This is a genomic window from Rhodohalobacter sp. SW132, assembly GCF_003390325.1.
Taxonomy (GTDB): Bacteria; Bacteroidota; Rhodothermia; order Balneolales; family Balneolaceae; genus SW132.
The window spans coordinates 1-23,125 of record NZ_QUOK01000012.1 but is presented as its reverse complement, the minus strand read 5'-3'; the positions used below and the strand labels follow the sequence as shown (position 1 = coordinate 23,125).

Here is a 23,125-nt window from a genome sequence, read left to right as displayed (position 1 = left end):
TTACGTTTTAAACTGTTGATCTTCTTCACAGCCACAGTCATCCGCTGAAGCGATCGTGGCTGTTGTCTGAATTTCATTGTCGGGGCATTCACAATCGTCTGACTCCAGCACGGTGATATCATGATCTCCATAGTGCCCCATTTGCCCGGTAGAGCCAAGGATGGATACAGCCGTACTCGCTTCCGCCTGGTTTACACTGTTTCGGGAAATCTCTTCACCGGTCGCCGGATCAAAAATGATATGCCACGTCTCAAAACAAGTGAGAAAATCCACGTAGGCCCGCTCTTCCACAAAATTTAAAATGACCGATTTGTGAATGGTGCCGCCCAGCTCAAGTGTGGATCCGGCATCAACCGCCCAGGGAGAGAGAAATCCTTTCAGATCGTCTTCGAGCTGCTTACCGTAAAAACCATTATCGAATCCTTCGTGGAATTTTACGTTCAGCTTCACTTTGATCTCTTCATAAATTGGGTTTTTAACATGCAGATCCACACAGGAAGAGTTTATACCGGAGAGAAACTGGCTGATTTTGGTGAGAGTAATCAGGCTGGTTTTAGGACGTAGTGGATCTACCGCATTTTTGTTACGTACATTGGAAATCACAACCAGCGTAACGTGGCCCGGTGCCAGTTCTGAATAGGTATCCAGGCTCCCGGTATAGCGGGTATGATTCAGGCATTTTGCCTTATAGACCGAGGGAAACTCTTCCAGTACCAGCCGCTCGTAATCCCAGAAGGTAACTGCTCGTTTTTTGTGGCGAAGGCGTTCACTTACCCGTGTATAAAAATCGTTCTGTTTCTCTTTGGTACTTCCGCCGAAGGAGGAAAACGGCTGCTCAACTCCGCCAATGGCTGAATCGGCATTTTTTAGCTTGCTGATGGTTTCAGCGGGTAGAGCCTTTTTCAGGTGGCTGGGATCATTATCCTGATCTTTGAAAGTTGCCGTTACCGCCTGGGCCGATACCTGAATAATGTCAGAAATCGCGTCTGAATCTTTGGTAATGGCAGCCCTGAGCCAGTGCAGGCCTGAGGGTAGAATAGAATTCTGGTCGGAAGCTTTTTTGAGTACACTAAACCGGATGATACCGGATGTGAGCAGGCCCGATGTGCTGTCGGACAGGATATCAAATGGTTCAAAATGGATCCACCGGTTGTCCGAGAGATAGCTCCATCGAACAGGCTGAGGCTCAAGATCGGGGTCAGCGCTGCCCTCGGCAACCTGGAATAGAAGTGAAAGCGTCTGCCCGGCGGTGAAATTCTCCAACCCGATATAGAGGCTTCCTTCACTATCAATCTGTGGATATAATTTTACATGGGCGCTGTGATTTTCTTTTCGCTGCTCCGAAACGCCAAATGGACCCACATGGAAGAACTGTTCGTGTATCTTATTCTCTTTATTTTTTGATGAATGTTTTGTCAGATCGAATTCTGCTGAGGACTGATAGGTAAGAAAGATCTCTTTCAGAACCGGGGTGTAGGGCTCGTTTGGAAGTTCAGCACTATCATCGAAAGTTCCACCCTCCTCAAATGCTCCCATAACAGCCTTTGTGTATGACGGCTGGAAATCCTTATGCCCAAAATCCGGCCCTGCCAGCACCATTTTCAAAAAACCTTTTCGGGTATCAGTATTGAATGAGTCCAATTCTTTAAGGCCCGGATCCCGCTGAACATCCGTCAATTTTTCCGTATCATTTATTAATATCAGATGTTCCTCATATAGCTTACCACCGTCATGCAGAAAGAGAGCGGTTGAAGCCGATTCCGCAAAGAGAGGCTTCCATTTTTTTTGATCGAGCATATAAAGATTGGTCCGGAAGGAGTCGTTGGTGCGGGTCGGACCGGTATATTTGGTGTAATAGCTTTCAAAGCCATCATCTTCATCCGGCAGATCGTGCCATTTGAGGTGAATCTTCAATTTATCCAGCTTTTTAGAAAAGACCTCCCGACTGCCGATGTAAAAATTGGAGCCTTTTACCGGGCGCATCCCAAAAGGCTGAAAATCTTTACCCGGGTCCAGCACAGTTTGATCGTTCTGCACGATTAACTTACGCACCTCACAGACATGGACGGATATATCTGCTTTTTCAATTTCAAACTTCTTCAGAGTGTCATAATGGTAAGGATGCTGGTCTGTTTGCAAGGTAATTTTGGCAACCGGCCAATCAGTCACAAACGGATCGGACAAATCTCCATCATTCTGTACGTATTTTACGATTGGACCCTGATCTTTTGTAATGGTTCTCTTGATAATAATCTGCCTTTTATCCGGAACAACAAGTGTCTGGTTTATTGGTTTTCGGAATGTGTATATCAGGTCATTGATCTTATCCTCCCCAACTCCTCGTACTGCCCTAACCTCCTCAAGTGATTTAAATCGTCCACTGGGAAGCTTATCTTTACGGTAATTCAAAATTTCATTCGCCGTAATTCTTCCGATATCATATCCCGGGCGGGAACCACTGTGACCAGTGGAAGGATCGTCAAAAACCGGACCGGTTCTGGGTTTAACACCTGCAATGTCCTGCCATGTTTCCGCCTTGTTCAGCAAATCTAAGATCCGTTCAACAATTGCGGCTGTAATAGTCCAGTCCTCTGCTATCTCATCATTTAACTGTGGTTCAATCCACTCCTCTTCGCCGCTAAATTGAACCTGAAATGGTTTACTCCCGTATAGTTTTTTCAGCTCGCTGCCCACCGTATTGCAACTGTTCTCCTTCAGTGTAAGGGTAATAGTAATCTCCCGTTCTCCTTCCGCTAAAAAAAGAAGCGGAGTGGCAAAAGCAAAGCCCGTTTCCGCCTGCGGGCGGTCCTGATCCGGCCAGTCTCCAGTCGGTTTGCCAAATGTCCGCCAGTTCATTTCTGATGATTCAATCTCGGCTCCCTCACCATCGGCTGAATTTGCGACAGGTGAGGCGTACATCCTGCTGTTTTCTTCTTTAAAAATAGCTTTCAGATCTGTTACGACAGCTTTATTCAGAACAATTTCACGGTCTGTTTGATAGATCAGCTCAACGCCGGACTCATCTTTTCCGGCCTTTAACTGTGTTCCTTTTGCCACCCGGTGCTGTTCTGCATTTTTGGCCAGATCAAATATCAGAAATACCTGGTCGGGGACAGGCTGCTTTTCCCGAAGCTGAAGCACGTCGCGATAGTAGAAGTCGAGGTGTTTTCGTGTGATCTGGTTCAGGTCATCACGTGCAATTTTAAAAAGCTGAAGAAACGCCATGAAAAGCGCGTAATGAGGTTCGGTATATCTTTCCGGGTCGATCTGCTTATCAAAAAATGATTCCCAGTCGGGCCGGGATTCATCAGGATCCTGGTTGTAATCGTAGTACTGAATCTGTTTTGCATATTCGCGTACAAAGGATTTGAGATCCTCAATTTTACGTTCATCAACTGCCACATACTCCGGAATCAGAGCCTTCAGGAGCCTGTCCTGCCGGCTGGTACCGCTGCGTTTTAATAGGTTGCTATGTCGGCAATTGTCGCTCATAAATTAAATATTAGTTCCTTCATCGAGGTAGTAGGGAAATACGAGGTTCAGCCGCGAATTGGTAGCGATAATGGTATACTCCAGGGTAACCTGAATACGTCCTTCGGCACGATCTGGCACCAGATCGATATTATTGGCCTTTACCCGCGGTTCGTGAAACAGGATGGCACGCTTGAGCCGGTTTATGATGATGCTCGCAGTAGTGACGTTGATCGACTCAAAGAGCATATCTTCCATATTCGCACCATAATCAGGCCGCATCACACGCTCGCCCAGGCTTGTTTTCAGAAGTATAATCAGGCTTTCTCGGATATCTTTCTCATCTTCGGAAAGCTCCGCTGTAAAACTGCCTTTTTTGAAGCGCACCGGGAATGCCCATCCGCGGCCTAATATGGAGTTCTGTTCACTCATATTTTTCTATCCTATCATTACGGTTGGTTCACCCACAGCAGCGCCGGCCCCGCACAGGCAGGTATCACCGACACGGATAGCCGGTTTACCACCAATCATTACGGTAGTGCTTCCTATCAAAAACGGACTCACGGTTGGCTGATGGGAATTTGGCGGCAGCGAACACACATGGTTATCACCCATTACTGCCGCAGGCATTCCGCCAATAAGAACGGTAGGCTCCCCGGGTCCAACAATGGTTCCGCCGTGGGTTGTAGTATCAGACATTCGGGCTGCTGCGGGCATATATTCCTCCAATTAGGTAATTGATATTTCTGACCCACCCCCGTCCCCTTCCGCCGGTAGTCGGACAGGCTCCTATTTCGCAAAAACACTCCATATGGAGGGGGGCTATGTAATGAGTAACATTCGAAATTGTATCTGTCGCCATTAAAAGATTCATTATGATTCCTTTTATCTCCCCAAATTTCTTGTTCATGAGTATTTGTCGAAAGTATACTTTTCCTGTAAAGGTCAATTAATCTGTACAATCGATCCTTTCAGCACGGCCTGGCCGCTGGAGGAAACTTCGGCCCCTGCGCTGCCCTCGGCTTTGAATTGCGCATTGGCAGCAATTTCCACGTTGGTCCCTTCAATCTTCACATCCCCCGAGGCTTTCAGGATCATGTCACTTGCACTTTCAAGAGTGATTCCGTCACTGCCCAGAAGTGCCTTATTTCCGTTTTCATCTTCCAGAAGGATTGTCCCTTCATCATCGCTAATGATCAATTTATTTCCGTTCGGGGTTTCGATGGTAACACTCTTCAAATCGTCGTTAAACGTTAGCTTTAGCTCGCCGCGGGTAACAATTCCTTTATCGAAGTTATCTTCGTTAACGTCATAGGGCGGTGCTTTTGAACTGCTGTGAATCCCTCCCAAAATTACCGGATCGCGCGGATCGTCGTTAAAGAATCCCACCACCACTTCATCATCCGGCTCCGGGTAAAACTGGATACCTCTGCCTGCTCCGGCGTCTGGTGTGGCGAGTCGTGCCCATATTCCCGCTTCCTCTGTACTGATCACCGGGATTCGAACCTTTACACGTCCCTCGCCATCGGGATCTTCGAGATCTGTGACGATCCCCTGGTGAAGACCCTGGATAGCAGGCAGAAGACCAGACGCAGGTTTTTCGATGATGTCGTCATATTTGTGTGAAAACCACTGAGGATCGAGTCCAAATTGAATGTGCGTTATCCATTTTTTATCCGCGGCAAACTCGTGAAAAATAGATGAGACAAAAGCTTTTCCGTTAAAACGATCGCCAAACCCTTCAAGGTTGATGGTGTGTCCCGGCTTGATGTCGGTAAACCCAATGATGGTCACCCTGCCGCGAATCTTCGCCAGGCGGCTGCGCATCAGTTTTGCATCGGTCCATGCCTGCAGTTCCTGGTCAGGCAGGTGTCCATTATGTTGCATCGTCCAGTTATCGAGGCCAATTACCCCGGCCAGGTCAGCAGCTGAAATGTTGCCGTGGGCATCAGATGCACTGTTATCAGCTTCAAGTTCTGTAACCTCCTGTTTGATAAAATCCCAGGATTTTCCAACGGTGGAGGAGTATTGATCCCGGGCGTCCATATCGGCTTCAAACTCAAATACATTTTGGCCGTAATGCAGTGTTAAAATTGGTTCATCACCGAGAGAAGGCGCTTTAACTGTGATTTTTCCATCATCCGTAAACACAAGCTGACCATTTGCTTCTGCACGGGTCAGCATGTAATCCCAGTCGGTGCAGTAATACTGAACCATCTTCTTATGCGTGACGGCCGTTTGCTCTACATCTGAATCAAGGCCGTAACTGCCCAGCAGATCTTCGATGATCTCGCTGTCGCTCACGTCTTCAAAATATCGATTTTTGCGCCCAATAGTCATTTTAACGCTCACATCCCGCAGTTCAACCCGAAGTTTGGAGGGTTGATTTGTTTTTGCCTCAATGCCGTGTTTTATCAAAATTCCTTTGAAAATGGTATCCTCAACAGACCGGTATCCCGCCTTGATTTCAATATCATTACCCGGGGTGAACAACTCACCGGCACTCAGAGTGAAATCTTCATTGGCAAGGCTTCCATCAAAGAGTTCAATGGTTGCTTTTGGAATACTGTTCACACTTTTGGTAACGAAAATTGAGGAAAGACCTATTTCATCGGGCAGTTCTTCGCCGTTGGAAAAGATCCGGAAGGTTGCCAGGTTTGTATTGGCTTGTGTGGGTATTACAGGCACAGTAGGTTAATTTATTTTTGAACAGGTGGCAGAATAAGTTCCTGCCCTGTCTTTAGATTTCTGAAATTTTTCAGTTTGTTTACCCTTGCAATTTCGATGTAAAAAGATGGATCACCGTAGATTCGTTTAGCCAGCAGCGGCAGGGTATCTCCCTCTTTTACAATCCGTTTATGGGTAAGATCCGCTGATTCCCGTCCCGCCAGAGCCGCCTGCTCCTTCCGTGACAGAGACTGTACAAAGTTAGAACTAACCGTGGCACGGATAGGAAGACCGGCAGAATTAAAGAGCTTGTAGCTGATCGTTGTATCCTGAACCACTCCCCGGAACTGGTACGCTCCCCAGTTAATCTGAAGGTAGTTTGGTGTATGGGTAGATGACTGGATATTTTGTGTGATTTCCAGGTAGCGGGTAATGGCCCGGTCTACATGTTTATCTTCCTGAATAATTTCAATGGCGCTTTCACGCTCATCGCTGATCAGGTCGTCGTTGATGCTGTTATCACCAAGGTAGCCGAGTTCCAGGTCGCCGGACATATCGTTTCCGGGAGGAGAGGCACCCGTCGCATCAAACAGAAATTCAAAAGAGACGCTGTCTGATTTGTTGGCCCGAAATTGCAGCTGTCGGGCATCAGGAACTACTCCTTCTTCAGGGAGCCAGTCGGAGGTGACCCTGTAGCTGAACGATGTGGGATTATACATCACCACGTAGGTGGCTGTTGTTGCTGAATATTCATCATCCTCAAAAGCGGTAATCTTTAGCTTCTCGAGGCTCCCTTGTGGGGAAAATATATCTTTTAAACCCATTTTCTTGCTATCGCTCGTTTCGGTTTCTAATTAGCTTCAGCACTTCTTCCAGGCCCGCTTCCACATTTTTTTGGGAGATTTGTTTATCATGTCCTTTTTTCCCTGATACCGGTTTTTCGTTGTTGTTCACAACGGCTTTTATCACAAGTTCACGAACTTCTATAGGCATGGTGGTCAGTTTTTATAGTTATAAAATGGATGTGGGATCGATCCGACGGTAATACTGGTAGGCAAACTCAATGCTCTCAATCATGATCTTGTTTTCTTCGGCGTGTAGACCATCAACCGACCATTTTACAGGCCAGGCATTGATGAAATTCCACGCCTGGAGCGGAATGTGATCACTATTAAGCAGCACAACAGTGATGTCATTTGCTTCAAAAGTAAATCCTTCCACGGCTTCCCTGAACCACTGCATTAGTTGCGATCCAATCAGCATACCTCGTTTCATCACAAGATTAGGGTAGCTTACCGGCTGCGGCAGCCTGTGCGCGAACCGGTTTTCGCCGCCCTCTTGGTACTCCTCCACCCCGATATCCACATTGATTCCGGATACTTCCTGGAACCCGATATCAGGAATGCCGGGGTAAGAGAGCAGAAGCCCCTCAAACCTGACCAAAAAATGAAAACCGGTGGGCGGATGAAACTGAGCCATAGTGTATATTCGGTTATGGAGTTTCGATAACAAGACCTTCGTGGCAGAGTTCAATCGACTCAACCGCCACTTCGTTACCGGTGGAGTTGAGCGACGGACCCTCAACTTTGCAGGGCCAGGCCTCCCGAACTTTCCAGACCATCACCGGCTCATGCTCTTCATTCAGCAGGCTGATGGTGATATCACGCCGCTCAATGTTGTTCATTTTTACTGTGTTCAGCCACTGGAAAAACTCATTGTCTGATCTGAATATGCCCCGCTTCAGGGTGATATTGGAGTACTGTGGAATGCCGGGCATCTTGCTCACCTGGTAATCGAGCGAGCTGCCCTCCCTGTAGTCGATGGTTTGTAGTTCTACGTTCAGCCCGGTGACTTCGGTGAACCCGATACGGGTCATTCCGGACTCAACCTGGTAGTGAAATGCGGATACTGGATAATTAACAGCCATAATCGTTCAGGTTTGGTTTATTGGTTTAATCGTATTTGGATATTAGAATGTGTGGATTGCCATTTCGAAATATCAGGACTCCTGGAGTTTGTGAGAAAATTTCAGGATGATAAACTCGGCGGGCCGCACAGCAGCAAGCCCGATTTCAACATTCATTCGTCCTTCAAGGATGTCGAGCGCGTTCATGGTTTGCCCAAGGCCTACGCGCACAAAGAAAGCCTCTTCTGGCTTGGCCCCTGCCAGGGCACCATCTCTCCAAAGCTTCGAAAGAAAGTTCTCGATCATCGATTTTACACGCAGCCAGGTATTGGCAGTGTTCGGTTCGAAAACCACAAATTCAGTGGCCTTCTTCACGGACTCTTCCACGAAGATGTAGAGTCTCCTCACGGGGATGTAGCGCCACTCATTGTCGTTTCCGGCCAGTGTTCGGGCACCCCATACAAGTGTTCCCTTGCCGGTAAACGTGCGGATGGCGTTGATCGATTTTCCGGAACCGGCATCCACATTCAGGGTTTCCTGCTGGGCGTGTGATACCTTCAGGGTAGGGCCAACAACCGAGCGGACATCCACGTTGGCCGGTGCCTTCCAGACACCGCGCTGGCGGTCAACTCTCGCATAGATTCCGGCGATTGCGGCCGAGGGTGCCAGGTCAACCCGTAATTTGGATAGTTCGGCGGTTATAGAGCGATAGAGGTTTGGATCCTCATTGCTAATATCATAAAGAAACGGAGTAGTATCACCTGGAACTCCGGCTGGTCCGGAAGGGTTGCCTGAACCGACATATTCTTTTCGGTGAGTTATGCTTAAAGAGGTTGGTTCATCGTTAGATTGATCGTTATATCCATAATTCAGGCTGGTTTTCAGGTAGGGATAGTACACCGCGCCATATTTCAGGTTCCCCATCCCAATTCCGTCATCTCTGAATGTGGTTGCATCAGCAATGGGATCATCCGTTACCTCTTTTACATCCATAATCACAAAGCGGTCGCGCAGAGTGCGGCACTGTGCAAGGGCGGCCTCATATACATCTTTATAGGCAACAATTCCCATCTGGTCAGGAAAGACAATGAGAGTCGGTTCGTCATATTTTGCAAGCTTTTTTAGCCCGCCAAGAAGATTCGTAGGTGTGGTGTCATCGTCGCCGGCTTCAACATCGTTGTCATAATCGTTTACAGATACGATATAGCACGGGCCGCCTCCATTGTTAAAGAACATCTGCAGGGCGTAGTACATTTTATAGTTGCTGATGGGGTCAGGCAGATTTCCTGTAATTGCCCGGTCAATCATTTCTGCCTCTTCGCCGTCCGTTCCGGTGTAAGTATCGGTTACGGTCACATCGAGCTCTTCTGGATTTGGCCCGCCGAAAATGTCGATATAATCAAGCATGGAGGTAATGCGGGTGGGTTCGCCGCGAAGCTCCTCTGGGTCATCCCCTTTGCCGGCTTTATCCGTGTGGCCAATAAAGGCGGGAATTGCGGTAGCTACTGCTGCTACAGAAGCGGGCAGTGTGGAGATCTCTTCAATGTAAACGCCGGGAGTTTTATAGTCTGGCATAGTGGTGGGATTTGGTGGTTATTTCCTTAGTTTGATTTAAAATTAATTCTCAAAAAGTCTCCTTTCCTGATGAGACAAAAAGGGGACCACTCCTGAATAATTCTGGGTAGTTGTCAATCACGATTCCTGCAGTTTATGAGAGAATTTCAGGATGATAAATTCAGCCGGACGCACCGCAGACAGGCCAACTTCGATATTCATTCGGCCTTCAAGAATGTCGAGAGGGGGCATCGTCTGCCCCAGGCCCACCTTCACAAAAAATGCCTCATCCGGGGTGGCACCTGCCAGGGCTCCGTCTCTCCAAAGTTTTGCCAGAAAGTTCTCTATCATCGATTTTACGCGAAGCCACGTTTTGGCATCATTGGGTTCAAAGACGACAAACTCCGTGGCTTTCTCGATTGACTCCTCAATGAAGATAAACAGCCGTCTTACAGGAATATAACGCCATTCGTTGTCGTTGCCGGCCAGGGTTCGGGCTCCCCAAACCAGTGTTCCTTTACCGGCAAACTGGCGGATAGCGTTGATCGATTTTCCGGAATTGGCATCAATATTTAACCCCTCCTGGTCCTGGCTGCTGATGGGCAGGCCGGGCTCTCGCACACGATTAACACTTACATTTGCCGGAGCTTTCCATACGCCGCGCTGACGATCTACTCGGGCGTATATACCTGCCATGGCCCCGGACGGATATAGTTCAACTGGCCTTTCGAGCTTTTTTTTAATCCTATTGTAGAGTGTTTTGTCCGGATCTATGATATCAAAAGTGTCGTCTCCGGATACACTGCCTTCCCCGCCTCCATTGTCGGTATAGGTAAGAACGATGTCCGCCCCTGCAGTTCCTTCAGCCGTAGCCGTAAGGGTGATAATTTCGCTGGATCGCTCAGCGGTGTAGTTGTCATTGCCGGCTGCCTGTATGGCTTCCAGAAGGCTTGCTGCGGTTGTAGCCGGGCCGGATCCTCGCACAAAACCGTAATCACCGGTAACCGGGTCATCCCCTTCAGATGCTACCGCTTCAAATGTTTCACCATCAATGTCAAATATATCGCCGACAACATCATTGCCGGCAAATGAAATCTGCCCAATTGCGTAATTGGCCCCTTCACCAATTACCCTCAACGAGCTCAAATGATACGGTCCATCGGGACGATCATCGGTTATCAGCACAGAAGCATCTTTGTAATAGTAATTCAGGCTGGTTTTAAGCGAAGGATAGTAGGACGCTCCATACTTCAGATTGCTTGTACCCACCTCATCACGGAATGCGGCAGCATCTTCCTCTACGGTATTGGTGTCGGGGTTAGCCAAAACATCCATAATGGCAAACCGGTCCTGCAGTTTATTGCACTGAGCCAGCAATTGATTATGAATGGCTGTTCGGTCGGTTGAATCTAAGTGAACAGCCTCCGGAACGACCAGCAAAGTTGGCTCATCTTCCTGTTCCAATGCGGTGATTCCCCCCTCCAGGTCTCCCACGCTTATGTCGGATGACGATGCGGGAGCATCTACGTATGTTCCTACTGAAACTACATGGCAGGGGCCGCCGCCATTCGCATAAAACATCTGCAGCTGGTAATAAAGCAGGTAGGGCGACATTCCTGATGGATCAGGTATCGAAATATCTGTGATATCCAGATCATCGGGATTGGGTGTAAGCGTGATAGCAAACTGCTCATCGAACGGCATGCCAAATATTTCATGGTATTCCAGCATCGAAGTGATACGGACAGGAGTATTGTCTGGAATGGTCTCCCCATTTCGTTCTTTTTTTTGTGTGTAGCCTACAAATGCAGGGATGGCGGTGGCGACAGCTGCAACGGAAGCCGGCAGAGTTGAGATCTCTTCAATATAGACACCGGGTGTTTTATAATCGGGCATGATGGCGTTGATTTAGAGTTAAATGAATACAAATATTTCGCTTTCAGGAATGCCATTAACCACCTTCTCGACACCAAAATGAGAGGGGTTTGGCAGGTTCCCGACCAGCTCTATGCTTCCGGGGTTTCTAAGCAGCCGAAGACTGGCTTTAGGTCTGTCGGTAAACGGAATGGGAGTTTGCGATTTGAAAATCACAGTCTCTTGCCCGTTGATTTTAATATCCGTGTTGGGCTGATCTCCATCGACGCTAAACTGCACGGGAGGAGAACCGTTGGTTACCTGTTCTGTGATTTCGAGGTCATGATCATCAAAAATAACGTTCCCGTTTTTGTTGACAATGTAGTAGGTCCAGATGGTCTCTTTACGGGTAAAACTGAGCCTGTACTCTTCGGTGGCGCCATAGAGATGGCCGGTTCCGCTGGTATATTTGATTTCAGCAATACCCAAAATATTGCGGGATGCCAGCCGGTCGTCCACATAAAATGTTTCTTCCTTTAAAGTTTCGTCATCATCTTCGTTTCGGATAGTCACCGTATATCGCCCGGCGGGTTGGTTTTGCAGATCAAGTCTACGGCTATAGGTGTCTTCATCGGTTTTCTCCAGAGTAAGAGAGGTGGGCAGAGGTGATCCATCAACGGTTTTACCAAGGGATATCAAGTCCCCCTCATCGTTACTAACTTGTAAGAGCACCACATCAGGGTTACCATCAATCTGAAAGAAATAGTTGAACACCGTGTTTCGGGTTCCGTCAAGAATGGAATGGAAGATCCCTTCCGGCTGATCTGGATCGATAGAAGGATTTTCCGGATCATTACTGAAATGAAGAATGCTGCCGGAATGAAAACGGTCATCTGGTGCGAGATCCAGCTGCGTGATATTCTGAAATTCGGTTTTATGATCTGATGTGATGAAGAACGTGAACCGCTGATCGGGATCCAGTTCAACAACCGGCGTTGTTTCGTCCTCTCCCGCACGATACAGCACAACCACACCGCCCGGAATTCGCTTAAAGAGCATATTTGCCCCCTTCATCTTGCGGGCGGTTTGATGAGCGGGATGCAGATGAATTCCAGTCGGACGCCCGTTTTCATAATAATTATGAAACAAGTGGAGGTTAAACAGCCTTTTATAGTTAATGCTAACCATGATTCTTCCCATGACTGTGAATTCCAATTTTCTCGATAGGCAGTGCCGTAGATTTGATCGATTTCTCCTGGAAGCGAATCAGCCGGACGCGGTAGAGAACCGACGGTAAATATTTCGCTCCAACAACACTCCAGAAATTGTAGAGCTGCTCAAACGAATAGGAGTAGAGCTCAACTACCAATTTTTGAAGCTCCGGATCGATTTCACTCATGGCCGGGGAGTTATCCGGGGTGAATACATTTTTGGACTGAAAAAAAGAGATTACGTACGACAATTGTTTTAGCCCTTCCACATAATCATCACTCGGATCCTGCTGACGGGTATCCTGGAAGTTGGCCGAAATCAGGATAAACAGGTTCAGCTTAATCTCCGGATTCATCTGCTCGGCGATGCCATTTTCATTTAAGACGGTGGTCTTCTGGTCTTTAAAATGTCTCTCCTCCTCGATATTGATCAGCGAGAGCCCCAGGGAGCTGTCGGGAATCACAATACCGGCACTTTCAGTAGCCACACTTGTCAAAAATATCCGTTCCGTATCGGGATCATCCGTCCGTAATTTCAGATCTTCATTGATCTGCCGGGTTAGAAAAGTTAGAGATGTGTGTATCATTAAGTTCCCTCTCTATACACAATTTAATAGCCTTCCGGCTGTTGAATGAGACATTTGCTATGATGCACTATAGATAAATAATAGTAGAGTCTCACTACCGAACTTTACTACCGAATTTTCCCAATACATCTTTCAGCCTGTTCAGTCGTCATTCGCTTAATATCAGTGGGTGAACATCCAAGATGGTAGTTCACAAACTTATTGAGCGCAATCTCATCCGGAATTCCGTGTTTTATCGCAATCATGAAATTTGACTGCTTGCCATCACGCAAATCCCGAGTAATACTTTTCAAACGGACATATTTCAGGTAGGCTTGCGGGCGTTCGTAGTAATGCTTCAAAAAGCTTCTGGCGAACTTTTTCGGGCAGTCGTACCCCATTACATCCGCCCACTCTGCCACTCTTGCAACACTGTTCAGATTTTCGTTCAATATTTTTATTGAGTTTGATACATCTACTTTATCCCTCATACTTACCCCCTGTTTCAATTACATTTGCGTTATCAATATGTCTACTTAAGAGCCTGTAAAATTTCTATGCCACCCCTTATTCTTTATACCAAAATCGTATCTCAATTTTAACAAGCCTATACATTAGACTAAGCGTGAAATTATCTTTACACCTATCATAATAATCTGATTTTCATCCATTTTTTATTTTCTAAACTATTTAAAACCAATTGAATAATAACCTCATTTTTAAAACCTGAGTTCGATTTAAAAATGTCAAAAACAGTCCAAAAAGGGCGTCATCTCGCACTCGATGCGTGATCTCCCGTCCTTAACAAGGCAGGAGATGCCGGATCGGAGTCCGGCATGACATAATTGTTGACGAATCAAATTAACTAACGCCCTTTTTGGACTGTTTTTGTTGATATACGATAAATTTAAGAAGCGAACTCAGGTTTAAAGGGTTAAACTATTTCATCACCGATATAGTGGAAAAGCAGGTAATGGAATCTATATTTCAAAGGACAGCCTATTTATGAAGGTCTCAAATCTCCACAATCTTCTGCAATCAAGAGTAAGATTTCCCATTATATTCAGTATCCAAATTCTCACAATAAGCGGTACCATTTGTTTAGATACAATGAGGTACTCGTTTTGGAAAAAAAGTCACCATTCTTTAGGCTAAATCTCGTTGAAGTCCGCTGTTTTAAGCTTTTATTAATTTCAACCGATAAACGAACTACGGTTATAATTCAGGTTCTCCTGTTATTGTGAAAAGAATTTCCGTGTACATTTATTCAATAAGATTCTACTACCAGAAGTGACTAATCATTCAGCGTTACAAACATCTCAGTATCAGGGAGATGCGGTGAACGGCAGTACCATCACCGTAGAAGAAGTTCGCCTTAAAGAACTTCAATCGTACTATATTCCTGAATTAAATAGTGATGAAAATCTTGATTCTCTTATCCGCCTCGCAGCCCGGATTTGCGGCGCCCCGATTGGAATGATCAATTTCATTGACGAAGATAGCCAATGGACAAAATCATCCGTTGGTATTGATGTGGGCCGATACCCGCGGGAACACACATTTTGTCAACATACCATTCAGAATGATAAACGAATGGTCGTTGAGGATTTAGCCGAAGATAACCGGTTTAAAAACTCACCTTATGTTCTTAATGAACCTAATTTTCGGTTTTATGCCGGCTATAATATTAAAGGAAGCGGCGGATCTAACATCGGAACACTTTGTGTTATCGATCAGGAACCTCGAAAGCTGACGGATCATCAGCTCGAAAGCCTGAGCATTCTGAGCTCAGAGGTTGAGGTTCGCCTTAATCTGCGAAAAAGAAATGCTGAACTGGAAAAAACCGCTACTTTTTTGAAAAATTCTGCGGATCTGATGTTTACCATCGATCCGAAATTATATAAGATTCTCAGCATCAACGACGAGGTTCAGCACCTTCTTGGGTATTCCACGAATGACCTGTCGGGAGAGCCGCTTACCAAGCTGATCCACGGCTCTGAGTTTATTAACGAACTGAATCGATGGGCCGATTCTAATGATCGTCCAGACCACTTTTCCAGGCAAACACTGATAAAATCTGCGAATGAAAACTGTTTTTGGTTTGAGGTTACGCTTTCTGAAAAAAAAGGACTCTGGTACGCTACCGCCAAAAGTATCCAGAAGATGAAAGAGATCGAAATGAGTCATCAGGATACGCTGAATATCCTCACGCAGGCTCAGCGGATTGCCATGGTTGGTCACTGGGTCTGGCTGCCACAGCAAGATATTCTCACCTGGTCACCTCAGCTCCATCAACTAATGAGAACCGACCCCGATACTTTTGAACCTTCTATCGAAAGGTTTGAAGAAATGCTTCCAGGTGAAGAGGATGTACAAAAACTTACAGATGCTGTAACCCGTGTAATCGGGGGTGGTGAATTTATCCCATGCGAACATAAAGTAACCCGTGCAGATGGTGAACAGATTCACGTGATTGAACGGGCTGAGGTCTACCGAAATGAAGAGGGCGCTCCTGTTAAAGTAATGGGAATATTGAAAGATATTACCCAGCAGAAAGAGTCGCAGATGAAGATCAGTGAGTCCCTTCACGAAAAGGAGCTGATGCTCGGTGAGATTCATCACAGGGTGAAAAATAACCTGGCGATGATTTCCGGCATTATCCAGCTTGAGATGAGCAGTAGCGAGCCCGATTCTGAATCCATCCAGAGCATACTCACCCGAATTCAATCGCTCGCCCTGGTACATGAAAATCTCTATCAATCCGATTCTTTTTCTAAGGTACCGTTTGGCAGCCTGCTTGAAGATCTTATCTCAATTGCGGCGAAAAATGCTTCTGGAGACCACGCCCCGGAGATAACCATTGAGTCAGTTCCGGTTGATATTAACATCAACCAGGCAATTCCATTTGCACTCGCAATCAATCAATTGATTTACGCCTGCCTGGGTCGCGATCCCAATCCAATTACCATCTCACTGGATGAAGTTGACGAGCAGGTTCGCCTGCAGATTTACAAAACGGGTGACGCATGTTCCATTCTAAAATACGATATCACCTCCAGCAACGATGAACTCTCAAGAGAACTGTTCCACTCGCTACTGAAGCAGTGTGGAGCGGATTACAAAATCGATTTGGATGACTTCAACATTAAGCTGGTTCTCTCATTTATAAAATCAAATATCAAAGGCAGCTCCGACAGCCAGCTATTTATGAATTGATGCTGACTATCTATTCTAAGATCAAAAACAGGAGCAGTGATTATTAGAATTATGATCGTAACACTCCTGATATTTCCTTGAATACCGGTCACTCTATTTGAGAAATAGAAATTCCTTAGTGTCAGGATCACCAAAAAAGAAAAGCCGTGGCTCTTACCACGGCTTTTAGTGTACGTTTCAAACCGGCGACTCTGTTTTATTTCACTTCGATTTTTTTGCCGGCCTTCTCTTTTAATTTCGGCGCTGTTATGATTAACTCACCATTTTCAAATGATGCAGAAATGTTTTCAGCATCTACAATTTTTGGCAATGGCAGCGACCGGTTGAAAGTACCATATCCTGATTCCACTCTGTGATAGCGGCGGCCGTTTTCTTTCTCTTCCTCTTTCCAGCGACGTTCACCGCTGATGGTCAGGATATCATTTTCATAATGAATTTCAACATCTTCCCTGCTCATACCGGGAAGTGCTACATTAATTTCAAATGTTTTATCCGTTTCGGAGACATTCAGTGTAGGTACAAATGTTCCGGAGTTACGATTTACAACTTCATCAAACACGCGGTCCATCCAGCTGCTCAAACTGGCTACATCTGAATTTCGATCCGCAAACATGGTTGGAAGATTTCGATTTCTCATGACTGTTACCTCCAGGTTTAAATTATTTTTAGGGTTGTTTGATTTGATTACGAATCTTTGAACGAATGAATGTTAGTCATCAACACTCACTAAGTATTCATGCAACGGCTGTGCCACTCGGTTTAAATGGTTTTCAAAATTGAAAAAATGTCAAACTTCGGAGATGAAAATGACGTTTTTTCATTTTCGGTTTGAAAAAATGTCAACTGCCCAACCCTCGTCTGCACACTGCCTCTGCGGGCTGACGAGCAGAACCTGACTCCGAACTCTCTTCAAAAGAATCAATGGCCATCAACCTACCCTACAGAAAGAGAAAATGTAGGCGTCAGCCGGGGCTTGCAGATCCCTTTTTTATTAACAGACGAAAATTGAAAAATGCTAAGAAGTGCGACTCTTGACAGAAGGTTTCATTTTTTGATCCCTATCATAGGAGCTGGATTCTGCTGCACTATCATCTATAACCATACCGCCGCTTAATTTATCTTGATTATTGGCTTTGTACTTTCGATTAATAATCGTTTGAAGCTGTGACATGGTGTCCTGCAGATTTGCCCTTGATTTCTCCTTAACAAAATCAGCCCATTTGAAAAATAGCTTCGAAACAGCCAAAAATGCTGCAATTCCAATAAGTGCTCCTATATCTCCCGACCGGAGTAAGAGAGCAAACACCATACAGGCACCTGCAAGGGAACCGTAGGCGGGATACAAGATCCTCCGGTATAATTTCAGATGCTTTTTAATTCGGATAATCGTTCTCAGTCCCGAATTTTGAAACTCTACACTTTTTGTGTTATTCGACTTGAACATTTTAAAAAAACCGGTTGGCTTCACATTCCACTGAACGCCATCCGGATATCTTCTTACAACTCCTGAACTTTTAAAATTTTCTTCAATTACAGATCGTAATTCTGCCCAGCTTTTCTGATCAATTTCCCCTTTTGCATAACCCAAAAGTTCAATTTCATGATTTTTTCCAGTTTCCAGAAAGATTGGTTTCTCATTGGGGATGCCTTCCAGTTCAACTGCTGCCTCTCTTACATAATCCGGGGATAAACCCGATTCCCTGGCAATCTCTTCTATTTCATCGAGTGATAGTTTTTCAATGGAACCGGAAAGTGATCTGCTCCCTTCATTATGTTTTTGAATTTGTAAAGCCCTTGAAAGAATCGTTTTTAAGTCTTTTTCATCATACATACTAACGGGATTAAATTTGCATTTAAAATGCCACACTCCTGATAATAGTGAGTTTACAGCCCTTAAATATCAAAATTATCGAACAATGATCAAATGAAATTAAAATTTAACGGGCTTTAGGCTTAAGAAACTGAACAAAAACTATTTTTTCGGTCAGCAGTTCTATCTGATATATCTGAATATTTAGGGTAATTAACCATCAAATTGCGGCGCAATTCAGTACAGTTCAACCGCTCCATACAAAACCAGTCCTTACGAGCAATATCGATATCGAAGGTAAGCGCCCTTTAAGGAGTCGTAATGAAACATCTGAACCCTGTGTCTGGCGTAATCCCATAATCTGCCTCTCTATTTTGGATTTACCCTTTTATGGATTCAGGTTTCTATTCAATTCCGATGCCTGTATCTTTTCGATCCGATACGTGTTCTGTATGTACGAGCATACAAATCTAACTAAGCTATCAAAAAAACCGGGTAATCCACGAAATATCTCTGCACCGGTTGATCAAAAAATTTAAAGATGTACAAATTCTATGTTTTACAAGTTACTCTTATCTCTCACATTTATAGCTCTTTTTATTGTTCAGGATGTATTTTCACAGGTTGAGGTGGAACTTGATTCTATTGCTGTTACTGCATCCCGGATCTCTTCCACCGTTTCCGAAAGCGGAAAAAATGTTTCGGTAATCACCCGGCGTGATATCGACCAGATGCCTGTCACTTCTGTGGATGATCTGCTCCGGTCACTGCCGGGCGTAAATATCAATGCGCGGCAGGGTTTTGGCGTACAGGCGGATGTGGGCGTTCGCGGCAGCACGTTTTCACAGGTACTGTTTATGCTTGATAATGTACCGCTGAACGATCCGCTCACAGCTCATTTCAATACCAATATTCCGGTTTCTCTTTCTGAAATCGGTCAGATTGAACTCGTTCGCGGTCCTGCAAGTGCTTCTTTTGGCGCCGATGCTGTTGGCGGCGTGATCCATATCAAAACCAGGTCATACCTCGAACGTGAACTATCGAGAAGTGATCAGCTTCAAACCCGCGTTTCAGCCGATCTTGGCGCGGGTCAGCACAACCTGCAGCTTGGCGACATAGCCGTTGACCTCCAGCAAAATCGATGGAGATTCAGCACCTCGCTGCGGCACGTTTCATCCGACGGTGAGGAGCTCGACAATCCCGGTTTTGACGCCGGTGCTTCTGATCAGCCCACCTACAACAACTATTTTAACCTGACCACCTTCACCTCCTCGCTCTCCTACAGGCTCTCCGATCACCTCACCATCTACACCCGCGGCGGTATTGAAGAGCGGGATTTCAGCGCCCGATATTTTTACACACGCAGTGAGTTTGATCAATCTGAAGAACAGATCGGCAGCCGATGGGGACTTGCAGCAATCACGCACGACCGAAATGCGCACCGCTCCGAACTTAATTTTTCCTACCGGAATGTGGAGGATACGTTCGATTTTATGCCCGGTGCCATTCCGCCAAATGATCACACGACTGACCAGATCTTTGTAAATCTCTCCCATCAATATGAACTTCAGAGTGATGCAATCTCAAACCGGTTCAATTACATTCGCCTGATGGCGGGTGCACAGTACCTGAACAAGCAGATTGAGAGTACCGACCGCGGAAACCATCAAACCGATATGGGCGGAATTTACGCGATTGGATCCTTCAGCTGGCTCAACGGATTTAATGTCACGGCCAGTGCCCGTATTCAGTTCGACAGCAACGTGCCGGCTGAATTTCTGCCGCAGCTGAGTGCCTCCTATACCGCCGGCACCGTCACGCTTCGCAGTTCAGCAGGCCGTGCCATTCGCGTGGGTGATTTTACCGAGCGCTATATCTCTTCACAAATTCCTGATCTGCAGCCGCTTCGAAACATCGGAAATCCGGATCTTCGTCCCGAGCGCTCATTTACCATCGACGGCGGGCTCGACTGGAGACCCCGCAGTACAGTCAAAATTTCACCAACCGTTTTCTACCGATCATCGAGCAACCTGATCGATTATGCACTGGTGAATTCCAATCAGATTACAAATGCCGATAATCTGCAGCCGGATGAACTCTATTTTTACGCATCCAACATCGAACAGAGCAGCGTAGTGGGTGTGGAGTTTTTGTCTGATCTGACCCATAACCTGAATCAAAACCGGGCCATCGGGCTTCAGGCCGGCTACACCTTTATTCGCACAACGAGTGATGGCGATGATCCGTCGAAGTACATTGCAAATCACCCCAGTCACCAGGTAAACTTCGGGCTGCGGTACACCGCACGATGGATCTCCTTTCATTCAGAAAACAGCTACCATGTTCGTTCGGAAGAGTCCGACCAGATTATTGATGGAGATGTTCCGTCAGCCTATTTCCTGAGCAATCTAAAAATAGAAGCTCAGACCGGCTGGAGCCCTTCCACGGTTTATCTCCGCGTGATGAATCTTACCGACACCGAATACCAGGAGATCCTTGGAGCACCAATGCCGCGCCGATGGATTATGGCCGGGCTAAAGCTTCAATTTTGATATAAAAAATCCCTATTGAATCCCATAATTTTTTGATCGATATGGAGATTATTCTGGAGTGTCCCCCTTCGAAGGGGGACTTTACGTCCTTTCCGCCCCAGAATGTCGGGGAATTAAATCACATATGATTAACATGGTTTCGAACTCCACCATCCGGGCATAACAGGTTCGGGAAAATGAGCAACTTTTCCCGGAAGATGTCGTATCAAAATTCATCTTCCAATTAACCCGATCTGTTATGAATTCATCATTACGTACCCTATCCTTTTTACTTTTCTTGCTGCCACTTTCGGTCGGAGTGTATGGTCAATCTTCACTGGATACCGATAAAATCGACCAATACTTTTCTCTTCTTGAAAAGAATAATCGCTTTATGGGAAGCGTGTTCATCATGAAAGATGATGAAACACTATATGAGCACGCGTATGGAAAAATCAGCGAGGATGGCAAGCGGGCACAGCCTTCATCAAAGTATCGCATCGGATCGATCACCAAAAGTTACACTGCCGTGTTGATCCTGCAGCTTGTCGAAGAGGGGCAGCTTTCACTCGATACTACACTCAATCATTTTTTCCCCGGAATTCCCGGATCGGAATCAATCACTATTGAACAGATGCTGCGTCATCAATCGGGCCTGGTAAATTTTACGAATCTTGAGGAGTATACCGGATATATGTCTGAGCCGAGATCCCGTGAACAGCACCTTGAAAATTTTGAGCAGATCGGAACGTCATTTGAAGCGGGATCCGATGTGGAATACAGCAATACGGCATATGTTTTACTCGGGTTTATCATTGAAGACCTCACCGGAATGAGTTATGCCGATGCCCTTCAGGAACGTATTTCACAACCGCTTGGCCTTATGTTAACCTATGTGGGTGACGGAATTGATACGGATGCCGGTGAAGCAGCGTCCTTTTTCTACCGCGGTGGGTGGCAGCTATCACCGGAAACGGATATGAGTGTTCCGCACGCCGCCGGCTCCATCGTGTCTACTGCCCGTGAAACCGCGCTTTTCTATCACGCGCTCTTTAACGGGGAGCTGCTCAATGAAGAATCATTCGAAGCAATGGTTTCATTTGAAGGGCCGTTCGGCATGGGATTGATTCGCTTTCCATTTCACGATAAAACGCTCATTGGCCACAATGGCGGAATCGACGGATATCAGTCAAACAGTGCGTATCAGCCAGAAGATGAATATATCTATGCCGTATTGGGCAATGCTGTCAACCTTAATTTTAACAACATATTGATCGCTCTCAACTCTATTATATACAACGTTGAATTCGAAATGCCCACTTTCGAAACATCTGAACCTATTACGCTCGGGGAAGAACAGCTTGAGCTCTACGCCGGAACCTACTCCTCGCCGGGATTCCCGCTGCAAATCCGTCTGTTTGCCGAGGATGGAAACATGTTCGGTCAGGCTACAGGTCAAGGACCATTTCCGCTTACAATCTATGATGAGCGGACGATGCGATTTGACCAGGCAGGCATTGAGATTGTCTTCGAAGAAATGTCGGAAGAAGAGGAGCGGTATAAAGAGTTCAGATTCACGCAGGGCGGATCATCATTTCAGTTTTCACTGGAACCTGAAGGTGAATAATGTATGAAATTCAATTTCCCACCCTGCCCAGAACCCGGTCAATAATCCTGAAGCTCTCCGGACCATACTGAAACAGTAAATCGAGAAGGCAGCAGTACGGTTCAAATCCATCAAAATGCTGCCGGTATTGGGGATGCTCGAACGGAAGCTCACTTTTTGTTTTACCCTGACGCTGGTAGTGGCGCGCATCGTGTTCCTGGTAATAGGTTTCCGCTTTTAGTTGCCTGGCAAGCTGATCGGGATCGGAATAATACGTTTCCATTTCACTGCTGTACAGGTAGGTGGCTTTAAGCTCAATTTCCATATATCTGAATATTCGCTCACGGATATAGAGATTAAACGGCAGCAGGAATTCAAAACCTGAACCGGATTCCAGGTCAGCCCTGATTTCCGGTTCATAAAAATCGTAATACACGCTGTTGCTGTAGTTAAATTTCAGCGATCGCAGCATCGGTTCGATCCAGTTTTCGGAATGGTCAATCCGCACCTCACAGATCGCTTTTTTCCGGTCATCCGTCCGAACAGGGATATTCAGATACTGCGCGCCTTCAGGCGTTCGGATTTGTGCCCGGTGCGTTCTCCCCTTTCGGGACCACTGCTCAGAATCCTGCAAAACCACTGTTTCCACCGCCATCATCACGGCAAGGTCGTGCAGGTCAGGAATAAATACGGGCTGGAGAATGGCGAGATTCATTTTGAATTTTGAGTGATG

Annotated in this window: 19 protein-coding genes; 3 read left to right on the top strand and 16 right to left on the bottom strand. The window is 46.1% G+C overall.

Features of this window, described 5'->3' with window-relative positions; genetic code table 11:
* From DYD21_RS17945 to DYD21_RS17890, 13 genes are all read right to left on the bottom strand, one after another.
* On the bottom strand, nucleotides 1–3,492 hold the full coding sequence (locus DYD21_RS17945) for a baseplate J/gp47 family protein (protein WP_116038393.1): 3,492 nt from the start codon (nucleotides 3,490–3,492) through the stop codon (nucleotides 1–3).
* Nucleotides 3,493–3,495: 3 nt separating this feature from the next.
* Entirely contained in the window at nucleotides 3,496–3,903 is a 408-nt protein-coding gene (locus DYD21_RS17940; protein WP_116038392.1) for a GPW/gp25 family protein, read from the bottom strand.
* A gap of 6 nt (nucleotides 3,904–3,909) precedes the next feature.
* Entirely contained in the window at nucleotides 3,910–4,188 is a 279-nt protein-coding gene (locus tag DYD21_RS17935; RefSeq protein WP_116038391.1) for a PAAR domain-containing protein, read from the bottom strand.
* 228 nt (nucleotides 4,189–4,416) lie between these two features.
* Nucleotides 4,417–6,159, bottom strand: a complete 1,743-nt coding sequence (gene vgrG, locus DYD21_RS17930; protein ID WP_116038390.1) for a type VI secretion system tip protein VgrG — start codon at nucleotides 6,157–6,159, stop codon at nucleotides 4,417–4,419.
* An 11-nt stretch (nucleotides 6,160–6,170) separates the two neighbouring features.
* Nucleotides 6,171–6,962, bottom strand: a complete 792-nt coding sequence (locus DYD21_RS17925) for a LysM peptidoglycan-binding domain-containing protein (RefSeq protein ID WP_116038389.1) — start codon at nucleotides 6,960–6,962, stop codon at nucleotides 6,171–6,173.
* 7 nt (nucleotides 6,963–6,969) lie between these two features.
* Nucleotides 6,970–7,131 carry a DUF5908 family protein gene (locus tag DYD21_RS21155; RefSeq protein WP_158607360.1) on the bottom strand — a complete coding sequence of 54 codons (162 nt, stop codon included), beginning with the start codon at nucleotides 7,129–7,131 and terminating at the stop codon, nucleotides 6,970–6,972.
* Nucleotides 7,132–7,149: 18 nt separating this feature from the next.
* The gene (locus DYD21_RS17920; RefSeq protein ID WP_116038388.1) at nucleotides 7,150–7,617 is read right to left on the bottom strand and encodes a phage tail protein; all 468 of its coding nucleotides are present in this window, start codon (nucleotides 7,615–7,617) and stop codon (nucleotides 7,150–7,152) included.
* 13 nt (nucleotides 7,618–7,630) lie between these two features.
* A complete protein-coding gene (locus DYD21_RS17915) occupies nucleotides 7,631–8,065 on the bottom strand; it encodes a phage tail protein (RefSeq protein WP_116038387.1) in 435 nt (144 codons plus the stop codon).
* Between the two features lie 72 nt (nucleotides 8,066–8,137).
* Nucleotides 8,138–9,619 carry a phage tail sheath C-terminal domain-containing protein gene (locus DYD21_RS17910; RefSeq protein WP_116038386.1) on the bottom strand — a complete coding sequence of 494 codons (1,482 nt, stop codon included), beginning with the start codon at nucleotides 9,617–9,619 and terminating at the stop codon, nucleotides 8,138–8,140.
* Nucleotides 9,620–9,736: 117 nt separating this feature from the next.
* Nucleotides 9,737–11,494: a phage tail sheath C-terminal domain-containing protein gene (locus tag DYD21_RS17905; RefSeq protein ID WP_116038385.1), complete on the bottom strand. Its 1,758-nt coding sequence runs from the start codon at nucleotides 11,492–11,494 to the stop codon at nucleotides 9,737–9,739.
* Nucleotides 11,495–11,512: 18 nt separating this feature from the next.
* Nucleotides 11,513–12,652 (bottom strand): hypothetical protein, encoded by a 1,140-nt coding sequence (locus DYD21_RS17900; RefSeq protein WP_116038384.1) that lies wholly within the window; start codon nucleotides 12,650–12,652, stop codon nucleotides 11,513–11,515.
* Nucleotides 12,633–13,250 (bottom strand): DUF4255 domain-containing protein, encoded by a 618-nt coding sequence (locus tag DYD21_RS17895; protein ID WP_116038383.1) that lies wholly within the window; start codon nucleotides 13,248–13,250, stop codon nucleotides 12,633–12,635. The genes DYD21_RS17900 and DYD21_RS17895 overlap by 20 nt, the downstream gene beginning before the upstream one ends.
* A gap of 107 nt (nucleotides 13,251–13,357) precedes the next feature.
* On the bottom strand, nucleotides 13,358–13,720 hold the full coding sequence (locus DYD21_RS17890; protein ID WP_116038382.1) for an AraC family transcriptional regulator: 363 nt from the start codon (nucleotides 13,718–13,720) through the stop codon (nucleotides 13,358–13,360).
* Nucleotides 13,721–14,519: 799 nt separating this feature from the next.
* Between DYD21_RS17890 and DYD21_RS17885 the strand changes: the two genes are divergently transcribed.
* A complete protein-coding gene (locus DYD21_RS17885; protein WP_116038381.1) occupies nucleotides 14,520–16,445 on the top strand; it encodes a histidine kinase dimerization/phosphoacceptor domain -containing protein in 1,926 nt (641 codons plus the stop codon).
* Between the two features lie 196 nt (nucleotides 16,446–16,641).
* Here the strand turns inward: DYD21_RS17885 and DYD21_RS17880 are convergent, their stop codons facing one another.
* Together DYD21_RS17880 and DYD21_RS17875 are read right to left on the bottom strand one after the other, a co-directional pair.
* Entirely contained in the window at nucleotides 16,642–17,082 is a 441-nt protein-coding gene (locus DYD21_RS17880; RefSeq protein ID WP_116038380.1) for an Hsp20/alpha crystallin family protein, read from the bottom strand.
* A 378-nt stretch (nucleotides 17,083–17,460) separates the two neighbouring features.
* Nucleotides 17,461–18,276 (bottom strand): hypothetical protein, encoded by an 816-nt coding sequence (locus DYD21_RS17875; RefSeq protein WP_116038379.1) that lies wholly within the window; start codon nucleotides 18,274–18,276, stop codon nucleotides 17,461–17,463.
* Between the two features lie 533 nt (nucleotides 18,277–18,809).
* Here DYD21_RS17875 and DYD21_RS17870 point away from each other — a divergent pair.
* Both DYD21_RS17870 and DYD21_RS17865 read left to right on the top strand, forming a co-directional pair.
* Nucleotides 18,810–20,807, top strand: a complete 1,998-nt coding sequence (locus DYD21_RS17870) for a TonB-dependent siderophore receptor (RefSeq protein WP_116038378.1) — start codon at nucleotides 18,810–18,812, stop codon at nucleotides 20,805–20,807.
* Nucleotides 20,808–21,045: 238 nt separating this feature from the next.
* Entirely contained in the window at nucleotides 21,046–22,413 is a 1,368-nt protein-coding gene (locus DYD21_RS17865; protein WP_116038377.1) for a serine hydrolase, read from the top strand.
* A 10-nt stretch (nucleotides 22,414–22,423) separates the two neighbouring features.
* Here DYD21_RS17865 and DYD21_RS17860 read toward each other — a convergent pair.
* The coding region (locus tag DYD21_RS17860; RefSeq protein ID WP_116038376.1) for a WbqC family protein at nucleotides 22,424–23,125 on the bottom strand (702 nt) is incomplete at its 5' end.